Annotated in this window: 15 protein-coding genes and 1 pseudogene; 3 read left to right on the top strand and 13 right to left on the bottom strand. The window is 57.8% G+C overall.

Annotated features, from left to right (window positions below):
• Window positions 1-1,615: 1,615 nt before the first annotated feature.
• The 3 genes from ACE10W_RS05740 to ACE10W_RS05750 all read left to right on the top strand — a co-directional run bounded on the left by ACE10W_RS05740 (window position 1,616) and on the right by ACE10W_RS05750 (window position 3,918).
• Window positions 1,616-1,912 (top strand): hypothetical protein, encoded by a 297-nt coding sequence (locus tag ACE10W_RS05740; protein WP_161170740.1) that lies wholly within the window; start codon window positions 1,616-1,618, stop codon window positions 1,910-1,912.
• A gap of 1,088 nt (window positions 1,913-3,000) precedes the next feature.
• On the top strand, window positions 3,001-3,390 hold the full coding sequence (locus ACE10W_RS05745) for a hypothetical protein (protein ID WP_038960313.1): 390 nt from the start codon (window positions 3,001-3,003) through the stop codon (window positions 3,388-3,390).
• Between the two features lie 84 nt (window positions 3,391-3,474).
• A complete protein-coding gene (locus tag ACE10W_RS05750) occupies window positions 3,475-3,918 on the top strand; it encodes an NEL domain-containing protein (RefSeq protein ID WP_231088699.1) in 444 nt (147 codons plus the stop codon).
• Window positions 3,919-4,464: 546 nt separating this feature from the next.
• Here ACE10W_RS05750 and ACE10W_RS05755 read toward each other — a convergent pair.
• The 13 genes and pseudogenes from ACE10W_RS05755 to ACE10W_RS05815 form a co-directional block, all read right to left on the bottom strand.
• Window positions 4,465-5,184 carry a hypothetical protein gene (locus ACE10W_RS05755; protein WP_011084599.1) on the bottom strand — a complete coding sequence of 240 codons (720 nt, stop codon included), beginning with the start codon at window positions 5,182-5,184 and terminating at the stop codon, window positions 4,465-4,467.
• A gap of 54 nt (window positions 5,185-5,238) precedes the next feature.
• Window positions 5,239-5,988 carry a hypothetical protein gene (locus tag ACE10W_RS05760; RefSeq protein WP_011084600.1) on the bottom strand — a complete coding sequence of 250 codons (750 nt, stop codon included), beginning with the start codon at window positions 5,986-5,988 and terminating at the stop codon, window positions 5,239-5,241.
• A gap of 519 nt (window positions 5,989-6,507) precedes the next feature.
• Window positions 6,508-7,913: pseudogene (locus ACE10W_RS05765) on the bottom strand (M16 family metallopeptidase).
• Between the two features lie 53 nt (window positions 7,914-7,966).
• Complete coding sequence (locus ACE10W_RS05770; RefSeq protein WP_018647480.1) at window positions 7,967-9,313, bottom strand: pitrilysin family protein; 1,347 nt, start codon at window positions 9,311-9,313, stop codon at window positions 7,967-7,969.
• Window positions 9,314-10,427: 1,114 nt separating this feature from the next.
• Entirely contained in the window at window positions 10,428-10,850 is a 423-nt protein-coding gene (locus tag ACE10W_RS05775) for a hypothetical protein (protein ID WP_011084606.1), read from the bottom strand.
• Window positions 10,851-11,417: 567 nt separating this feature from the next.
• Complete coding sequence (locus ACE10W_RS05780; protein WP_011084608.1) at window positions 11,418-12,008, bottom strand: tetratricopeptide repeat protein; 591 nt, start codon at window positions 12,006-12,008, stop codon at window positions 11,418-11,420.
• Between the two features lie 30 nt (window positions 12,009-12,038).
• The gene (gene sctV / locus ACE10W_RS05785; protein ID WP_011084609.1) at window positions 12,039-14,138 is read right to left on the bottom strand and encodes a type III secretion system export apparatus subunit SctV; all 2,100 of its coding nucleotides are present in this window, start codon (window positions 14,136-14,138) and stop codon (window positions 12,039-12,041) included.
• A gap of 9 nt (window positions 14,139-14,147) precedes the next feature.
• Window positions 14,148-14,576: a M48 family metallopeptidase gene (locus ACE10W_RS05790; RefSeq protein WP_011084610.1), complete on the bottom strand. Its 429-nt coding sequence runs from the start codon at window positions 14,574-14,576 to the stop codon at window positions 14,148-14,150.
• A gap of 2 nt (window positions 14,577-14,578) precedes the next feature.
• Window positions 14,579-15,115: a hypothetical protein gene (locus ACE10W_RS05795; RefSeq protein WP_011084611.1), complete on the bottom strand. Its 537-nt coding sequence runs from the start codon at window positions 15,113-15,115 to the stop codon at window positions 14,579-14,581.
• Window positions 15,116-15,148: 33 nt separating this feature from the next.
• Window positions 15,149-16,042 carry a hypothetical protein gene (locus ACE10W_RS05800; RefSeq protein WP_011084612.1) on the bottom strand — a complete coding sequence of 298 codons (894 nt, stop codon included), beginning with the start codon at window positions 16,040-16,042 and terminating at the stop codon, window positions 15,149-15,151.
• 116 nt (window positions 16,043-16,158) lie between these two features.
• Window positions 16,159-16,350, bottom strand: coding sequence for a hypothetical protein (locus tag ACE10W_RS05805; protein WP_014497948.1), 192 nt, complete (start codon window positions 16,348-16,350; stop codon window positions 16,159-16,161).
• A gap of 42 nt (window positions 16,351-16,392) precedes the next feature.
• On the bottom strand, window positions 16,393-16,701 hold the full coding sequence (locus ACE10W_RS05810) for a hypothetical protein (RefSeq protein ID WP_011084613.1): 309 nt from the start codon (window positions 16,699-16,701) through the stop codon (window positions 16,393-16,395).
• 97 nt (window positions 16,702-16,798) lie between these two features.
• The gene (locus ACE10W_RS05815) at window positions 16,799-17,359 is read right to left on the bottom strand and encodes a hypothetical protein (protein ID WP_014497947.1); all 561 of its coding nucleotides are present in this window, start codon (window positions 17,357-17,359) and stop codon (window positions 16,799-16,801) included.
• Between the last annotated feature and the right edge of the window lie 60 nt (window positions 17,360-17,419).

Raw genomic sequence — 17,419 nt, forward strand, 5'->3', positions numbered from 1 at the left:
CAGGTGCGACCAGCATCAGCGCCAGGTCGATTAACATGAATCGAATAAGTCTCATTGGAACTCCGGCTCCGCCTGAGCCGCTTCCTTCCCGGCAACTGGCTGATACTTACCCAGCAATCCGCGTGCCGTTCGAAGTGATAACTGGGCGGTTAGCGGCAAGGGAGGCGTTTTATCTGTCTCCACTCCGCGTCTTAAATCGCCGCATCCTATTGTAGGACTTTGACGCTCGCGTCTCCAACCGCACATGCAGGGCCGTGAGGCGGCACCCAAGGATCATGCCAAGCCTCTCGCGTTCGAGATCGTGCTTTGGCGAATATGCGGCCGTAGAGCTCGTCAATGATGCACAACTCCATGCCATCCGACTGACGCGCCATCCGATCTACTCGGCGGAGAAGGCCTGTAGACGGTCGCTTGGCGAAAGCGCTGACCGAGATGATATGCGGTGCCCGCGCGCTCAAAGTGCTTGAATCGACCGTAACGTCAGGTTGTAGGCATGGCGAAGCAGAAAACCATATTGGGAGCCAACATGGGCACATAAGTGCTAAACGGCCGATCTCTGTTTGTCGCGGTCTTCGCAATGCGTGTTGCGAGTGGCGGGATAATGATTCGGAGCGCGGCAATCATTGCAGCCGGCCCGCGAGAAGCGAGACTCATGGCTGCCGAGGCATTCCAATCCGGTAAACAGATCACCTCTCGGGGCAAAGAAAAACAGAGAAGCACAGGCGTCTTATGAGGGGTTTGGTCAATCAAGAGCGACGAATGGGCTGGACTTGCAATGCGCATCGCTTTGCAGCCGTCCTCGCTGCGATCGCGATCGCTGCGACATGGTGCACAGGACACGCTCGCGCGCGAGATCGGCGAGCCGAGGAAGTCTTGGCGTCGTGCAAATCAGACGTGATCCGCTTCTGTGACCGCTTTACAGGCCGTAGCGATGTTGACGTGGCCATGTTTTGTCTTAGGGACAATTTCAAAAACTTGCACCGCGAATGCCGGCGCATGATGCCAACCGCGGCAAACGAAAACGATGCACCGAGACAATCGCTCAACAAGCGCCCGGTAGGCCCTCATCGAGAGACGCGGCAGTTGCGAACTCGAACGATAGTGAAGTATTCAGACTGACGGGCGGCGGGGTTGGCCAGCTTGGTGGCTGAAGGTCGACCGGGCTGGAGCATCAGCCTGCCGAGGCGCAGTCGGCTGGGTGGGACCGATCCGTGATTGGATTGGCTCGATTAGCGATACAGTTGCCCAGGCGTGGTGCGGCCTTGAATTTCGAGTTTCGTGCTGCAGCAGTTGCGCTTTGTTCAGCGCTGTAGCCATTCGCGGCTTCGAGGTTTTGTGAAGTTGCTTTCGTCTCTCTGTGGCTGGTCCCAAGGGCAATCAGCGTCAGCTGTGGAGGCAGTGGACCGTACTGTCATCAATTTATGGCATTGTGGCCCGCGACTACGTATTTTTGCGGAAGTGGCTAAGTCGGCTGCGACAGCCAATGATTGCCGGAATATCAGCGCGTTTGTTTCATCGCGGTTGCCTTAGATTTCTCAGGATTACCTTCGGCTAGACTGAGCTGTAACAGATTGGGCTAGGAAACCTCTTTTGTTAGCCGCTGATCGATTTCCCCATGCAACCGCTTGATACCATTGCGGCGTTCTCTATGGGCGCTTCAGGGGAGTCGCTTCGCCCGATTGTGGTGCTCCTGACCGAATACACTTTAGAGCTCAAGGCGAAAGGAAACGCCGTCGACGAGAGCCGTTCAAAGGCAGAGAGCTGTTCATGCAGACGCTTCTCAAGGGCCTTGCGTTCGGTGCCAGGCAGGTCGGTGTTAAGTAGCCGGCGGCAGCGCCAGATTCCGTTTCGCAGCCATCTGATCTCACTTAGCGTATCATCAATCGAAGTCATCACGGATGTTGATCCTTAAGTGTAAAACATGGCGATGCTCGTCGAGCGGTCGTTCCCTGGCTCCGCATTCCTGCCGGATAGTTGAGCCGACAACGGCGTATCGCCCGCTCGTGTCCGGAGGAGGCGAGAAGTCCGATGTATGCGACGCTTATAAGTCAATATTATCCTACGCCGCGCGTTTGGCGAGAAATCGCGGCAGATCCTCGCGGTTTCAATGCGCCGCGAACGTGTGTCCTGCACAATTCCAGCGCTCATAGGGTTAAGCGTGTTTAACGCGAGATCAACAAGGCGCACTAGCTGCTCGAGTTATTTGGTCGCGGCGCAGCTAGGCTACACTGAGCTCGACACAGAAAATCTGTCGTACCAGTGACAGATGCACCTGTCCGATTATCCAGTCGGAAGGATATCGTGAAGAGCCGCCCGATCGCCGTTTGCCGGTTCACGTGACCAATGTTAAAATGGCTGGGAACTCCGCGTCGAAGAGAATTAGCGAGCCCGCGGTGTTGACATCGGGGCGCGCTGCGTCTCGTAGCCAAGCGCGTTAGCGCGATAGGCTGCAAGCTTTTGAGCTCAGCTATCGCCCAAGCGTTTGACCCCGGGGAGAAGTATGGCCGCCTCGCCTCACGTCACAGCAAAGTTGCCGGCCTAAACGCGCTGCTGCCGGCGGACCGGCACCCGCCACCAGCCGGTCCAGCACAAAGTGATTCGTCTGCGGAGAGCTGAGCCCAAGGTTACGGAATTACAAACGCCATCCGTCATTTCGTCGCTCCGGACTGCGTCAGGTTATCGACAGGTGGCGCTCGTATCATGAGCGCCGCTACTCCCTTGCAGGCTTGGCTCAATGGGCGCAGAGCTCGCAGGCGAGACCGGTGGACTGCAATATCAATTGATCCGCGAGCGAAACGCCGTCTGGATTCGCTACACTGTCTGCAGTGGGTGCTAGTTGCAGAAGCGTATCCGGGCCATTCGTGCCTGTCGGCACGCTTGTGGGATCGCACCTCACTCCTTGTGGGCCGGTGGCGCGTCAGCCATAGTGGAGGATTGGCGGTTCTAAGATGCGCCGCCCCGGCGCATTCGCTTCATTTTGCTACCGAAGAAACGATATCGATGAACACAGAACAGCTCGTCACTCGTATTCCTTCCGCAACTTCCGATTTGGAAAGCTCCGAACCAGGCTCTCCGGCCGCACCGCTGTGGGGAGAGACCTTGGCCGGCGTGCACACGTCCGCTGCCGGAGCGGTTGCCTCGCCGGAGGAGGTGCTGGCCAACTGGGCTGCCGAAGACGGGCAGGGGCAACATGGGGATCGGCAACAAGCGGTAAGCCGAACGTCGGCTTGGCGGTGGACGGGTGATCTCAATCAGCCGCTAGATCTGTCGTCTCGGTCCCTTACCGCCTTGCCTGCGCCCATTTTGGCCGAGGTGCGCCGCCTGAATGTGGATCACAATCAGCTCGACAGCCTGCCCGAGACACTTTCGACCGGCCTCCAGCGGCTCTAGGCCATCAGCAATGGGCTGACGCGCCTGCCTGCAGAGACCGTGAACTACCATCACTAGGCGTTCCGCCTGGCGGTCGCCGAAGATCTGCGGCAGGCAGCCGTCAGGCCCCGTTTACGCGAGCAGTATTTCGAGTTGGCTTCGGGAGCGAACGGGAGCTGCGAAGATCGCGTTACTTTGGTCTGGAACGGCATGCAGACCGCACGCCTGAACGCTGATGTCGAGGACGGACTCTATGACGGGCGCCTCGGCGAACTGCTCCAGAACGACCGCGTCTTGTTTCGCTTGGAAGCGCTTGACGGGATCGCGCGCGAGAGGGTCAACTCACTTCGCCGTGCCGATCCCGACGCGGATGTCGACGAGATCGAGGTTTATCTTGCCTACCAAGCCCAGCTGCGGGACGCCCTGGAGCTGCGGCACAACGCTCCCGACATGCGCTTCATGAATGTGTCTCAAGTGACCGAGGCCGATGTGGCCAGGGCCGAGGCGTCGGCGCGGGACGGGAAGCGGCGGAATTTCGGGACTATTTAGCGACGCGATGGCAACCATGGAAAGCGTGGTGAGGCGTATGGTACCCCAAGATTATGCTGAAATGCAGGAGCGGCTCGTCGGCGTGATGGGTGTACAATTTGAAACCCGCTTGGATGAGCGACTGGCTGAGCATGGTCTGACGGGCGATGCCGATGCCGAGCCGGTCCTCGGCGCCAGATACGAAACGAGATTGCCCGCGCGATCAAAAGCGCGCTCCTGCATCAGGTCCTCGGGAAGCTCGGCCTTCAGCTATGAGCGCACCTCCGAAGGAGGGTCCGTCGATCCGCCTCGCCGGTCACAAAAGTCAAAATTTAATCGACGCCTTCCGGGACGGACTGCCTGCATGACGGACTGTCTGCATGAGCCATTGCCGAATGAGCTCTGTTAATTGCGCCCGTGCGTCCGTGCGGACGATCATGGTATAGGATGGACATCCAAGAGAAGATTAGCAAAACGCAATGCGTTCACGTTGCGAGCGCCGTTGAACTCAGCGCTCAACGGCCTCTCATAGGCCAGACAAATAGATGGGGGATCAGACCGATCTCTTCAAGTCGCCCTCGTGCAACGTAGGCTACCGATGTCCGTCCCCCGCGGCCGATCCCACCTTCGCAGCGTCACACTCGAATCCAGATCGCGAAACATGCCGTAATTCCGCCGGATCCATTGATGCAGCTCGGTGGACCAGTCCTTCTCGTTGCGCAGATACCCAGTGAAGGAAAAGCCAAGCCGATCTATATATCTCTTAAGGAACAGCGGTAGTGCGGAAATTCGAATCACCCGATCGCCGTCCATCGCTTCAGGTAATCCGCCGCGCAGTGCGAATTCATTGTGGATGATGACCAGCGAGGCCGGGGGAATTCGCCGCCGCAGCATCTCGTAACCACGAAAGGAGATGCGATCTGCGCCCGCGACGAAGAGTACGACAGGGGTGACACAGCACCGCGCCGTCTCCTTGACGAAGCCAATCTCCTCGCACATCTTGAAGAATTCGTCGAAGGCGTGAAAGCCGAGATCGATTACTTTGGGTACACGATCGTGAACGATGAGAGGGTCCATCAGCTGCATCTTGCCGTATGTGTCGATCACATCCGCGGTCTCCGTGATGTTGGGCAGGTAGTCGAGCAATGATGGCTCTTTCAAGTTGACGTCAAACGACAGCGTTGTACCGTCTTTCAGCAGCAAGAACTCGCTCATGGCCCGAGCGATGAGGGTTTTACCGACCTGCGGGCTAGGTGAGCAGATGATGTAGATGGGGGTCGCTAACATAGCCAGCAGATCAATTTCGTTCTGTGCGTGGGCTCGAGCTTGCCGGATATACGGCTACTTCTCGCCGGCCCGGGTGGCGGACTTGGCCCCGGCCAATTCCGTCAAGTTGATGCGATCAAATTCGCTCCAGACATTTGCCAGCCAGTGCCGGACATAGCCGCGCAGCACGAAGGAGTTGTTCGCGGGTTCATCATTGCGTCCCTTGTTCGCGACGAAGTCTATGAACGGGACGGACGCGACTTCCACCTGCTCATACGCCATCTCGTTAAGCTTCGGGATGGTCAACTCAGTCGCATGTTTGATGCGATGAAAATAGGAATTATAAGTAGCTTGATCCCACTGGAAGAATTGAGTGTCGTTGATGAAGTTCTTGACCAGGTAGTACTTTGCACCGGTCATGAAAGTCGCGGTTTCCTCGATCTCGTCTAGCGACGCGATAGATGATCCCAGGATGTGGAACACGGCAAATGTGATCTGGCCAGACCGTGCCGAGTCCAGAAAGCCGATGTTGCGCAAGGAAGCCAGCGCAGAGGACAGTAGGCCTGCGCGAGCATCGATGACAGTGACGGACAGCCCTGAGTTCAAGGTATCGAAGATCTTCATCTGGTCCGCCGTCGCAGTCATGTCGACGATCTCAGTGATCCCGGGGTAAAAGCGCTTCAGCGTTCCCCGGGGCGACTCCGTGTCGAACGCGCGTATTTGCACGTTATTGACGCTAAAGTAGTCCAGTAGCGTTCGTGATACGGTCGTCTTGCCGACTCCTCCCTTGTCCGCACCGACTACAATTACCACTGGCTTCACCATAGAAACATCTCCTGAGCTCTTGCTATTGCCGCGCGCAAAGTGCGCTATCGGCGCGTCACTGCTTTGGGTGCGAACATGGCGGAAAGAAGGGGCAATGAACCGCCGATGCGAGAGCTCTGCAACTGATAAGCGTTTTCAACATCTAGCGAGTAACGTCGCGTGATGATGCAGCTCCGGCAATGGGAGTAATCACTTGTACTGGTGATTTACGTGAGGTTTGTGTGCGGCTGGAATATGCGGGGCAAGAATCAAAGTCTGCCCATGGTGATCGTTGGATTGCCGTAGGTTCGCTATGGATGCTGTCGCTGCCGCTATCAAATTTTAATGGGAGACCGAGTCTTACGTAGCGTCAGATTGCGAGCTCGATGAAAGCGCAAATCGGGGGGATGCTAGGCGGTCCGACTATGGCTTCGCAGACCATCAAAGGTCTACTGGATCAGATCGCCGTCTTTTCGGCATGCCGAGGAATATCTCCACGAGCTAAAGGTGAGTGGCTAAAGGCCTCTCTGCGCGCGAGAGCTAAGCACATGGGCTGATAGAAAATAAATTGGGCGGCGTCGTCGGGCCGGTGTCTAGCTGATCGGCGCCCGGCGGGGGTGTAGTCCTGGACGGCACAATGGCCGCCTGCGCTGCGTCCTTTGGGGCGCGGCCGACGATAATTGTGAGCAGACCCCCGCCCCACAGCCGCTGCGCTGCTCTCTTTGGCGTCTTCCAGCGTCACCGCATCGACGACGGCATTCTGGTTTTCGAGATAGTCGATAGGCAACTTGTCAAGCTGATGCTGCAGTAGCGTTCGCGCCAGTTTTGATGATGTGTTGAGAGCTACCAGTTGCGAGCCCTTCAGGTAGGACTTTGCGTCATCGAGCTCCTGCTGAGTCGGTCCTTCCGCGGCGATCTGTCGGACCTGCTTCTCGATTTCTTCAACCGTTTCACCGGCCCGATCGGCGCAGGTGCCGCTGGTACCGAGAAACATGGCTGAATGATCCAGCCAGACAAGCTGCTCACGGACTGAATAAGCCAGTCCGCGCTTCTCGCGGACTTCGCGGAACAGGCGTGACGTCAGGCCGCCGCCGCCGAGAATGTGGTTGACGATACAGGCGGGCATGAAACCCGGCTCGCTGCGACGGACGGCTGGACCGCCAAAAGTCACAACTGTCTGCGGCACATCGAGCTGAATAAAGACCCGCTGCGGCGGCTTTGCTGCGATGACGTCGGCGACCGGCATCGCTTCCGCGTTGCTCGGCAGGCTGCCAAAGGTCTTATCGAGCAGCTTGCAGACGGCCCCTGGATCGACCCCGCCGACCACCGCGATTTTGAACGTGTCTTTTTGCAATGACGCGCCGGACATAACCCTTGAGATCCTCGGCCTCTATCTTCGGCACGCTTTCCAAGTAGCCATCGACTGGGCGAGCATAGGGATGATCCCCAAAAGCGACTTCGAGGAACTTGCGGCGAGCCAGCGACGAAGGATTGGTTGAGTCGTGCCGAAGGCGCGCAAGCACAGCGGCACGGTTCCGTTCGACGTCGGCGGCCTCAAAACGCGGCGAGGTTAGCGCGATCCGTAAAAGCTCGAAGGCCTCCTCCGCGCTGTCATTGATCGTGCGCAAGGCACCGCGGAAGTGATCATGGGTCACGTGAAAACGCAGTTCAATGGCATGGCGGTCCAGCCGCTGATGAAAGGTCTTGAAGTCAAATTTGCCGGAACCTTCCTTGAGCAGCCCAGAAACCATGTGGGCTACGCCAGGTCTTTGAGCGGGATCCTGAGCCGCGCCGCCGGTGAAGGCATATTCCATCGAGATCAATGGGACAGTGGAGTCCTGCACGAACCAGGCTTCTATGCCGCAAGACGAAATCAAACGCTTGATCCTGGTCCGGTCCAGTGATCGTGGTGCGGCATGCGAATTTGACGAAGCGAGCACCGCCATGGAGAGGGAGGCTCCTCCAAGGAGGATCCCGCGTCGAGTGCAAGGATGGATCACTAGAGCGTCTCCCAGTGTTGCGGGGTAGACTCTTTGACGAGATAGCCGGTTACCGCTCGTTTCTTGTCGAGCCATATCCGCGCGGCCTCATGCACCTGCGGTGCGCCGACCGCGCGGATGTCGTCCGGCCAGCGTTGTACATCCTCGATGCATAGTCCCGTCGTCAGGGCGCGGCCATACCAGTGAGCGAGCAGTTCCTGACTGTCTTGGGCGTAGGCGACTTGCGCGGTTAGCCGCGTCTTCGCCCGCTGGAGATCTTCGGCACTCGCGGGATTACGGGCAATACCGGCGATTACCTCGTCGATGCAGCGCTCGATCAGGCTGAGGTTGGCGCCAGGCTTTGGTATGACGGAAATCTCGAATAGCGATGGATCGAGCGCGGCAGAGTGGTAGCTCGCCCTGGCGGTGACCGCGAGCTGCTTTTCGACAACCAGCGAGAGATAGAGATATGAGTTAATGCCGCCGCCCATCAACTGCTCGAGCACCTCAAGCGCTGGACCCTCGCCCGCGGCCGCGCTGCGAGTCGAGGGTACGAGATAATAGCGGCGCAGGGCCGGCTGCTCGACGCGGGCATCGGCCAGTGTCACTCTGCGCTGCGCGGCCGGCGGCGGTTCCTGCGGCCGCAGGCGTTCCTTGGGAATCGAAGGTTGCGCGGGGATGCCGCCAAACGTCTCCTTCACCATGGAGCGCATTTCCTTGGTGGCTACGTCGCCAGCGACAATCAGGATCGCGTTGTTAGGTGCATAGAAGCGCCGGTAGAAGGCAAGCGCGTCCTCTCGGGTAAGCTTTTCGATTTCCTGGCGCCACGCGATAATAGGGTGGCCGTAGGGGTGGTTGAGGTAAAGCGCCGCCATCATCTGCTCAGCAAGCCGGTTACCTGGATGGTTGGCGACCCTCATATTGAATTCCTCCAGCACGACGTCTCGCTCGGAGAGCACGTTCTCGTCCTTGAGAACGAGACCGGTCATGCGGTCGGCTTCAAATTCCATCATCTTGCCGAGGTGCTCTCGAGGCACGTGGTGGAAGTAGCTGGTGAAGTCGAACCCGGTAAAGGCGTTCTGGTAGCCGCTGGCGCGCAGCACGGCCTTGGAGAATTCATCCGCCGGATGTTTGGAAGTACCCTTGAACATCAGGTGTTCGAGGAAATGCGCAAGCCCCGATTTGCCGGGCGGTTCATCCGCGGAACCGACCTTATACCAGATCATCTGAGTGACGACTGGTGTGCGATGATCCTGGATCACAACCACCTGCAGGTCGTTCTGAAGCGTGAAGCATGCTGCTCGATCTGATCTGACCGTGCCGGCATAGACGCTAACCGCCGGAGTGGTGCGCGTCGTCGAGTCCAAGGCTTCAGGTGGCCAAATGTAACCGTCGACATGTCATGAACACAACCTTGCGCACAACGTCTCAGGAGAACTTGGCGTCTCTGGAGATTTGGGGGTAGATCAAGCGCGATATACGCTGGCACAACACTCAGCAGCTTGCCGTCACACATCTCGCTCTACACGATGAGCGGCTTGACGATTTGTCTGCCAGCGAGCAGCTCCTCTGAGTACACTGCGCCGAAGTAGTCCAGGATGAACGTGCGACAACAGCGTAGTTTATCGGCCGCGCGCATCAGGTGCCGCGGGGGAGCGCGATTGAGAAGATTTGCCGCAAAAGCCCATCGGTTGTTGACGCGCGAGGTAAACAAATGCTCAGCGATAGCTTCGATGAGACAGTGGAAGTCACTTGCCGGCCGTCGCGGTTTACGTAAGGCAAAGGGAAGCCGAGCGCACCGCTCACCGTCCTTAAATCACCTGCCAACAAGTCACTCAGATTAAGGATACCAAGGGCACCGCAGATCGCGGTCATGTGATTTGCGGTTGCAAGCCGGAGCCTGGTTGGCGCATGTTAACTACTTCGCTATTTCTCCTCTCTCTTATCTGAACGACAAGATGCCAGAAGGGCGTGGATGTAGCAGTGCCGAGCGGGTTTGATGAGGATGTGATCCTCCCGGAGGACGTTCATGCCGGCAAGATTCTGCCAACCAATCATGCCGTCCGCTGCCGGCGGCTAAAGGGCTGAAAACGGTTTGCGAGCAAGTTTTTTCCCGGGAAGGCAGAGGAGGAGATCCTCACATGGCAGGACCGGGTGTCATGGAGATCGTGCGCCGCCATCGCGCGCTGTAGCTTCGCAGTGCCGATAGACCGCGTCATTTCGGCTGATACAAGGAGGCTCTTTGCTGGCGCAAGCTGCAGATCAGGAGGAACACGAGGCTGCGGAGTCCGAGAGATAATCGATCTGCTGCTCGTCCGGCTTGATTCCGCCAGACGAAAGGACCCACAGCGCAGTCCAACTCCGCCTGCGGATACGGAAAAGATGTCGGTGCTCAAGAGTACATGCAGCAGGAAATGAGATAGAGGCCTGATCTTGCCCCGCCGATCCGGCCAATCGCTCTTCGTGTGATGCCTGTAGGCTCTACATAAAGTCATATTCCTCATCATACGGATCGTTCGCGGGCTTCGCTACACTCTCGGTATACTTGGCATTGCCGCTGTTGTCTTCAGTCGCGGCAAGATACAAAGGCGGCTTACCCGCCCGCTGCCAATTGCCGCCTTCGTTCTTCCATTTGTCATCGTGCTTGGTGGGATCTAGCACCATCATCGAGTCACTAACCTCAAGAAAGCCCAACGCTGCCGCGCGGGCTTTCGCTTCCGGATTGGAAGAGTGGGAGAGAACGAGCGGTTTGTTTCCGTCGATCTGGAGCTGATGTTCAAGCAAGATATCGCCCGCGTTCTCGACGAGCGGATGAGTAACCCGGAAAGCTATTGTTGAGGTGATTTCATCTCGTCCAGGAAATTGATGGCGCCAATCATTGTTGCCCTTGAACAGCTCACTCATGCGGCCTCCGGGTTCCGTTCTCAGAAGCCCGACGCTCTTGTTCCCAAGCTGATAGCTGAAAAAGCACGATTTCTCCGAAATAGACTTCGTGCCGAAGCGAAATGCAGTGTCCGCTGTGCGTGAGCCTTTTCGGAAACCCAGCGCGAGTATCGCTGCGGATTGGCAGCAATATCCTCTATGTCTCCTCCATAAAAATCTGCCAGCTTATTCTCAAACGAAGATTTTGAGATCTCAACCACCGGCCGCTCGTCAACCAGCGCGTATGGCGGGACTGCTGCCAAAGATGCATCAACGGAGCAGCTCGATGGCGCCAAACTCAGAGCAGAGAATACATCCAAGAATCTTGGGCTATCCGTGTGGGAGCCATCGTCCGAGCTCGTTCCCATTTCATCGAGCTCGGACGCACGTTCGCTGTTAGATAGAGCTTTAGTGTTTTGAAACATAACACGTCCTGTTATGTCGGCGAGGCCGCGCCGGAGTGGGGTTCCGCGCTCATAGTAAGCCTAGCTGTCGGCAAGCTGACAGCTAAGCATCACGCTTCGCTATTCCTGCCCGCTCTTGATCGCCTTATCTTGAACGAGCCAATGCTTTCCGGCTGCCCGCCTGAGGTGCTGCGCTGGCATCGCCGGCGTCCATCTTGCCTTGAAGGGCGAGGGACAGTCCGAAATTGTTGCGCAGCATCGGGTTTGCAGGTTCCGCCGCGAGAGCTTGGCGGTATAGCTCTTGGGCTTCCTGATGACGGCCCTCGTGATCGAGAACAACTGCTTTGGCATTTAATGCGCGCAGGTCGCCAGGGGTTGCCAATAACACGCCGTCGAGCACCTCAAGAGCATCATTCGGACAGTTGCGTGCCAGCAGGGCTCGCGCAAGAGGAATAGCCGCATCAATGTTGTTCGGCTGTTGCTTCAATGCGTCGCGCAGAGCCCCTTCATCAGCATCTCGGCCAAGCGCGTGCGAAATGCGCTCGCGCGCGGCGGGGTCGATCTCTTCGCTGTCTGCGAGGTCTGATGCGGACCTCTGCTGCGGTGAAAGGCCATGTTTGTCTGCGGTAGCGCAACCAGCGAGCAGCACAACAGTCAGCATCGCAAGCAGAGCCGGCCGCAGCCTTGGACTGGCGGAGCACAGATATCGGCGGAAGCTGGTGTCATTAGATTTCATCGGCTACTCACAAGGTAGTGCTGCGCACTCTTAGCTTGCAGCTGTTAGGAGCCCTCCTGAGGAAGGCGCCTTTGGAAGCTTGACGGATCCGATCGGCCGGACCGTGAAGTCCGCGGCGAGATCTTGATAGGACAGAACAGGCAAGTCGATTCCGTTGCGCGTGAGAAAACCGCGCACGAAACGCCGGATATCCATCGAACCGAGGACGACAGGCTGGCTCTTACTTTGCGCGATGGTCGCATGAATCTGACGAAATTGTGCAAGCAGCTTTTCGCTCTGCCATTCATCCAAGACGAGATATGGGCCTACGGCCGTTTCCCGTACTGCGCCGCGGATGATTTCCTCGCTCTCACGCTCGATGATAAAGGCGACCACGACGCGATGGGCATTAGCATACCGGAAGCAGATTTGGCGTTTTAAGGTAGCACGAACATACTCGGTGAGCAGGACGGCGTTTTGCTCGCGCTCGCTCCATTCTGCCAATGCCTCCAGAAGCAAGCGGGTATTGCGGATTGGAATGCCTTCATCGAGCAAGCGGCGCAGGACCTCGGCGATCCGAGGGACGGTGGCCGTACGCAGTACCTCCTTCACCAGATCAGGGTATTCCTGCTCCATCCGAGCGAGCAATTGGCGGGTTTCCTGAATACCGACCAGGCGCTGTGCAAAGCGCGTCAATGTGGAATGGAGACGTAAGGCAAGAACTTCGCTTAGCCGATGATATCCGATTCCGGCGGCCTTGAGAGCCGCTGCATGCCGTTCTTCGATCCAGACCCGATTCGTTTCAGGGTCTTGTTGAAAGGGGATGCCGCTCAATTCGATGTTCGCGACATCGTCGTTGAGTGCCAAGTGCCCGGGATTGATCACATCACGCTCAACTGGCACACTATCGACATCGACCCTGAACTGCGACGAGGACAAGCTGTCGCCAATCTGGGCAGGGATCCGCGGAATGGTGATGCCAAGGTCCGCCGACACGAGCCTTGAAACACGCGAAATGCTCTCTTCCAGCTCGTCTTTGTCGATCGAATCCGTCAGGTTTGGTGCAAGGAACAACGCGATCGGAAGCGCTTCCGCATGTGCGGCCTGCTTTTGGACCGCTGCAGGAACCGGCGCCGATGCCGCGGCGCTAGCTCCTATTTTGGCGGCAGGCTTGTCGTCTTTGGGGCCGACCTTGACGTAGCTTGCGGCAGCGAACAGGACGGCCAGCACGGCAAACGGGGGCAAAGGAAAGCCAGGAACGAGCCCCATGAATACCAAGACGCAAGCGGCTAGCCTAAGTGCCTCCGTACTTGCGGTAAGTTGGTGAACGATATCGGCGCCGAGTCTGAGTTTGGAGGGTCCGTTGACGCGCGTGACAATGGTCGCGGCGGTAATTGACAGCAGCAGCGCCGGAATCTGCGAAATGAGCGCATCACCAATCGTCAAAAGAGTATATTGATGCAGCGCTTCATCGAGCGACATGCCCTTGGAGAGCAGGCCGATGCTTATTCCGCCAAGCATATTGATGCAGATCACGATCAGCCCGGCGATCGCGTCTCCCTTAACGAACTTCATGGCACCATCCATAGCGCCATGAAGCTGACTCTCTTGTTCCAAGGCGGCACGTCGGCGGCGTGCTTCGTGTTGATCGATGTGGCTGTTGCGTAGCTCCGCATCGATCGCCATCTGCTTGCCTGGTAGCGCGTCAAGCGTGAAGCGCGCAGACACCTCTGCGACGCGTTCGGCACCCTTGGCAAGAACCATGAATTGGACCATGGTCACGATCAAGAATATGACAATTCCGACCGCAATATTCCCTGAAATGACGAAGTCGCCGAAGGTGTGAATGATGCTGCCCGCGTCGCCTTCGGCGAGGATCAGCCGTGTTGTTGCAATCGTCAGCGCCAGCCGAAATACGGTGGAGATCAGGATGACGCCCGGCAAGGACGAGAAATCAAGCGGTGTGCTGAGATAGAGGGCAACCATCAGCAGCAATATGGCAAAGCCAAGATTGAAGCCGATCAGCATGTCGATCACGATGATTGGGATTGGCATGATCATCATGCCGATCGCTAGAAGCAGCATCAAGGCAACCATGAAATCCGGGTGGGCCGGAGCGCGCACGACAAAGCCGCGCAAGGTGTTGGCCATGATAGATCCCTATTGCTTTCGGATGAGGGCTGTACTCGCGCGCAATGACACATAGGTCTGGAAGACCTCGCGAGCCTCGGCCATGCGGCCAGCGTGCCGTAGCGCGTGACTGCGCAACAGCGTCATCGGTATGCGAGAAGAGGGTTGCGTATCAAGTGCGTCCAGCCGGTCCAGCACATGGAGTGCTTCCTCGCCGAGGCCCTCGGCGATGAGCGTGTAGGCTAGAATGCGGAGTAGACCGACGTCGTTGGAATGCTCGCGAGCTGCAATTCGCAACAGAGCCAGGCTGTGTGCGCTCTGCCCGCACGCGAGATGGACATATGAGAGTGCGCAAAGCAGGTCGCGCTCTGGCCCGGAGATCGACGGAATATCGCCGGATTTTGAGACTCCTGGAGCCAGGGGAACGGCGACGCGATGCAATCCATCAGGATCGGCCATGGCTAACCCTTGATTAAGCTGTTTTGGTTTTGTCGGAGCATTAGTAACCGCTGCAGCTCCTGCTGCAGGATTGCCAAGCACTCTCGCGCCGTCTTGTCTTCCGGCGTCGCCTCCAATGTTCGCGTCAAGCGTTCCAGAAGAACACCATGCTTGTCAGCGCGCAGTACGTCGGGATGACGAAGGCGCGGAACTACGAAGGAGAGTAGTCCGCGGGACAGATTGGGACCATAAAGCGAAGCCAATCTCGCGCGTGCATCTACCTCATTCGCTCCTGCTTCGCTTTCGAATAAAGTGACGCGTGAGATGGCGCCGACGGAATCGACCCCGAGCGCCGCTTCGCTCGCGCCATCAATTGGCAGATCATACGAAGCCGCATCCTGCCACGACGCCCGCTTCGTGCCGCTATCCGCATGGGCGCCTCCGACTTCGAGCTTATCACCTCGCGAAGGAGGCGAGCCGATGACTGGTGCGTGCTGGCCCGCATCTAACCCCTGCGATGAGTTGCCGGGCCCTACGGAGTTCTGAGGCAGCCTAGCCATAGCCTTCTCCTTCTCTTTTGCAGGGTAGAGACCTTAATAGGGCAAAGCGGCAGATCGGCCGTTGCGGCTGAGCAGAACTCGTCCATCCTCGATTCGATCAACGGTCCATCCATTACTTAAGAGCGCGCCGACGAAATACTTCTGCCCGGCAATAAGCAGATAAGGTTCGCTTCCGCGCCAGACGGCTTGGACAGCAATCGAAGACGGCATCTTTTCCTCTTTCACCGCGACAGCGTTCACAAGGGTCGGGGTACCATTGCTTTGACGATCGAACCATTGCTGGATTTCTTTCCATTTTGCGACGAGGTCCGGCGCAATCGTCCCTTCCGCGGTCACGACGCCGGGCCCGTGCCCGATCTTGACGTCAGGAAGGCCCTCTCGTTCGATCTGTTGGCGCAGTGATGCGGCCATTTCATCAGCAGCTCTCGCGTCAAAATGATCGACGGTTGGTTTAGCGGCAATTTCGACCGCGTGCGATGATCCGGTGCTTGGCGCCACCGCCCTATCGCCGGGGGCAAAGATGATTGAGACGGTGCCGATCGCGACAGAGCTGAGCAAGATCAGGCTGAGTGCCACGATCGAGCGGCGAGATCGCTTGCTCGAAGCAATTGGTTGGAAATCCTCTGCCGACCAGCGGATGGACATCGCGCCGGCATGAATGATCGCGGGAAGCGGCACTCTGACGCGCTCACCTGTTGCAATGCTAGCGTGACGGTCAATGCTGATTCTGGCAGCGAGCGCTTCGAGCTCGATCGAATCGCGCTGCGGGATGACGCGAAGATGATGCGGTTCGAGCCCTTGTTCAACGAAGATCATGTCCGCATCGAGGCCGCTGCCCACAATGCTCTCGCCGCCCGCCGTCTTTCCTTTGAGCCCGGTATAGACCCCCGAAAGCACCTCGAACTCAAGCGAAACAGAGTCGTTCACGATAATCCCCCGAATAACGAGAGAAGCCGTACGGCGGTGCCGTACGGCTCATCCAGACTTCGTCATTCACAGCGCGGCGACGGTAGCAACTGCGGTGAGCCACCCGTCTTGCAGAATTACTGGACGCGCTCGTCGGCGACCTTCTTCTCGGACGAGAGTTCGGTCGTAATTCTGCGCATTGCCACGGCCTGGGCCTGAACCTTCTGGCTCACACGCTCGAATTCAGCCATCTGGTTCTGGAAGCCGCTATCGCCGGTCTGCTGGGCACCAGCAGCGCCGCCATTTCCGCCAACATTGTCAACCGCCATGTCTATTTGCCTTTCTTTTGGGATAACGCTGGTTCTGATTTGTTACGAGGTGCGGGCCGGCGAGACGATCGCAGGAATGGAAAGGAACATGGGCGTACCGCCGAGCGTGCTGAGCCCGAGGTTCAGCTCCGGGCTCTTGCAGGCAGTCTCGTGCTTGGATTGCACCTCGGTCTTTTCGCCGGCGTCTTTGTGGTCTTCGGCCTTATCATGGTGACCCTCGTCGGGCACCAAGGTGTGGACCACCTTGTCAAAGACCTTGTCCACGGTCCCGCCCAGTGCCGAACCAATTGCCGCTCCGGCCGGGCCGCCTAGGTAACCGCCGGCGGCGCTTCCAATCATTTCTCCGATCATTGCGTTCTCCTATGTTCGTCTTGTTGCGCAGACGACTGTTCGCCTAGCTTCAGCGGCCTCATGCTAGGGGCGCTAGCTTTCGAAAAGCTGACGAGCCTCACGTTGAGGCGAGTGATATTTTGCGGCAGGCTTGCATCTGCTCGCAATCATCGGATCGCCCTGTCGCTCCCAGCGGCGCCCTATAGCCGGCTTGGATGAAGGCGAGTTGAGCCGTGCTTAGCTGCGCGTTCAGGAATGATTTGACTTGGCGGAACCTTCGCAGGCGCGTGGCTTGCAGGGTGGAGCACGGAAGCGGGATAAGGTCATCGAGCCGTGCGGATCTCAGCCCTCGCTTGTCCCGTTTGGCTAAGATGGCGGCTTGCGAAAGCTCACCTTTCGCGAAGTCTTGATGTTTGGGAAAATGCAGCGAGAGTTCAAGCTGTTGATCGCTCCTCGCAGATGATGTGCAGTTCCGGCGGGAGCGCTGATTGCGGTGAGGATGAGATGATTGGCTGATAACCGGCAACGTCGTGTCATTTGCCTGAAGACATGGGAGCACCGCTGGTACCAGACGAATCTTGCCAGGAGGGAATATTAAATCTTGCGATACGTTCAGCGAAGGATGCGTTTCGGACATCCGATCGATGCCAAAGTGCGTGCGGCTTGGCTCGCTGATCATCGTCAGCTTTTCGACAGGTGTTCGGGCTACCGTATCTGTGAGTTGAATGCGCGTGATGTG

Source organism: Bradyrhizobium sp. B025 (assembly GCF_042257955.1).
GTDB lineage: Bacteria > Pseudomonadota > Alphaproteobacteria > Rhizobiales > Xanthobacteraceae > Bradyrhizobium > Bradyrhizobium diazoefficiens.

Bases quoted from the DNA above. Each gene is read 5' to 3' on its own strand.
- ACE10W_RS05760 (WP_011084600.1), bottom strand. From the start codon at position 5,988: ATGGTGAAGCCAGTGGTAATTGTAGTCGGTGCGGACAAGGGAGGAGTC.
- ACE10W_RS05740 (WP_161170740.1), top strand. From the start codon at position 1,616: ATGCAACCGCTTGATACCATTGCGGCGTTCTCTATGGGCGCTTCAGGG.
- ACE10W_RS05815 (WP_014497947.1), bottom strand. From the start codon at position 17,359: ATGATCAGCGAGCCAAGCCGCACGCACTTTGGCATCGATCGGATGTCC.
- ACE10W_RS05795 (WP_011084611.1), bottom strand. From the start codon at position 15,115: ATGGCTAGGCTGCCTCAGAACTCCGTAGGGCCCGGCAACTCATCGCAG.
- ACE10W_RS05745 (WP_038960313.1), top strand. From the start codon at position 3,001: ATGAACACAGAACAGCTCGTCACTCGTATTCCTTCCGCAACTTCCGAT.
- sctV (WP_011084609.1), bottom strand. From the start codon at position 14,138: ATGGCCAACACCTTGCGCGGCTTTGTCGTGCGCGCTCCGGCCCACCCG.
- ACE10W_RS05790 (WP_011084610.1), bottom strand. From the start codon at position 14,576: ATGGCCGATCCTGATGGATTGCATCGCGTCGCCGTTCCCCTGGCTCCA.
- ACE10W_RS05780 (WP_011084608.1), bottom strand. From the start codon at position 12,008: ATGAAATCTAATGACACCAGCTTCCGCCGATATCTGTGCTCCGCCAGT.
- ACE10W_RS05755 (WP_011084599.1), bottom strand. From the start codon at position 5,184: ATGTTAGCGACCCCCATCTACATCATCTGCTCACCTAGCCCGCAGGTC.
- ACE10W_RS05775 (WP_011084606.1), bottom strand. From the start codon at position 10,850: ATGAGTGAGCTGTTCAAGGGCAACAATGATTGGCGCCATCAATTTCCT.
- ACE10W_RS05805 (WP_014497948.1), bottom strand. From the start codon at position 16,350: ATGGCGGTTGACAATGTTGGCGGAAATGGCGGCGCTGCTGGTGCCCAG.
- ACE10W_RS05810 (WP_011084613.1), bottom strand. From the start codon at position 16,701: ATGATCGGAGAAATGATTGGAAGCGCCGCCGGCGGTTACCTAGGCGGC.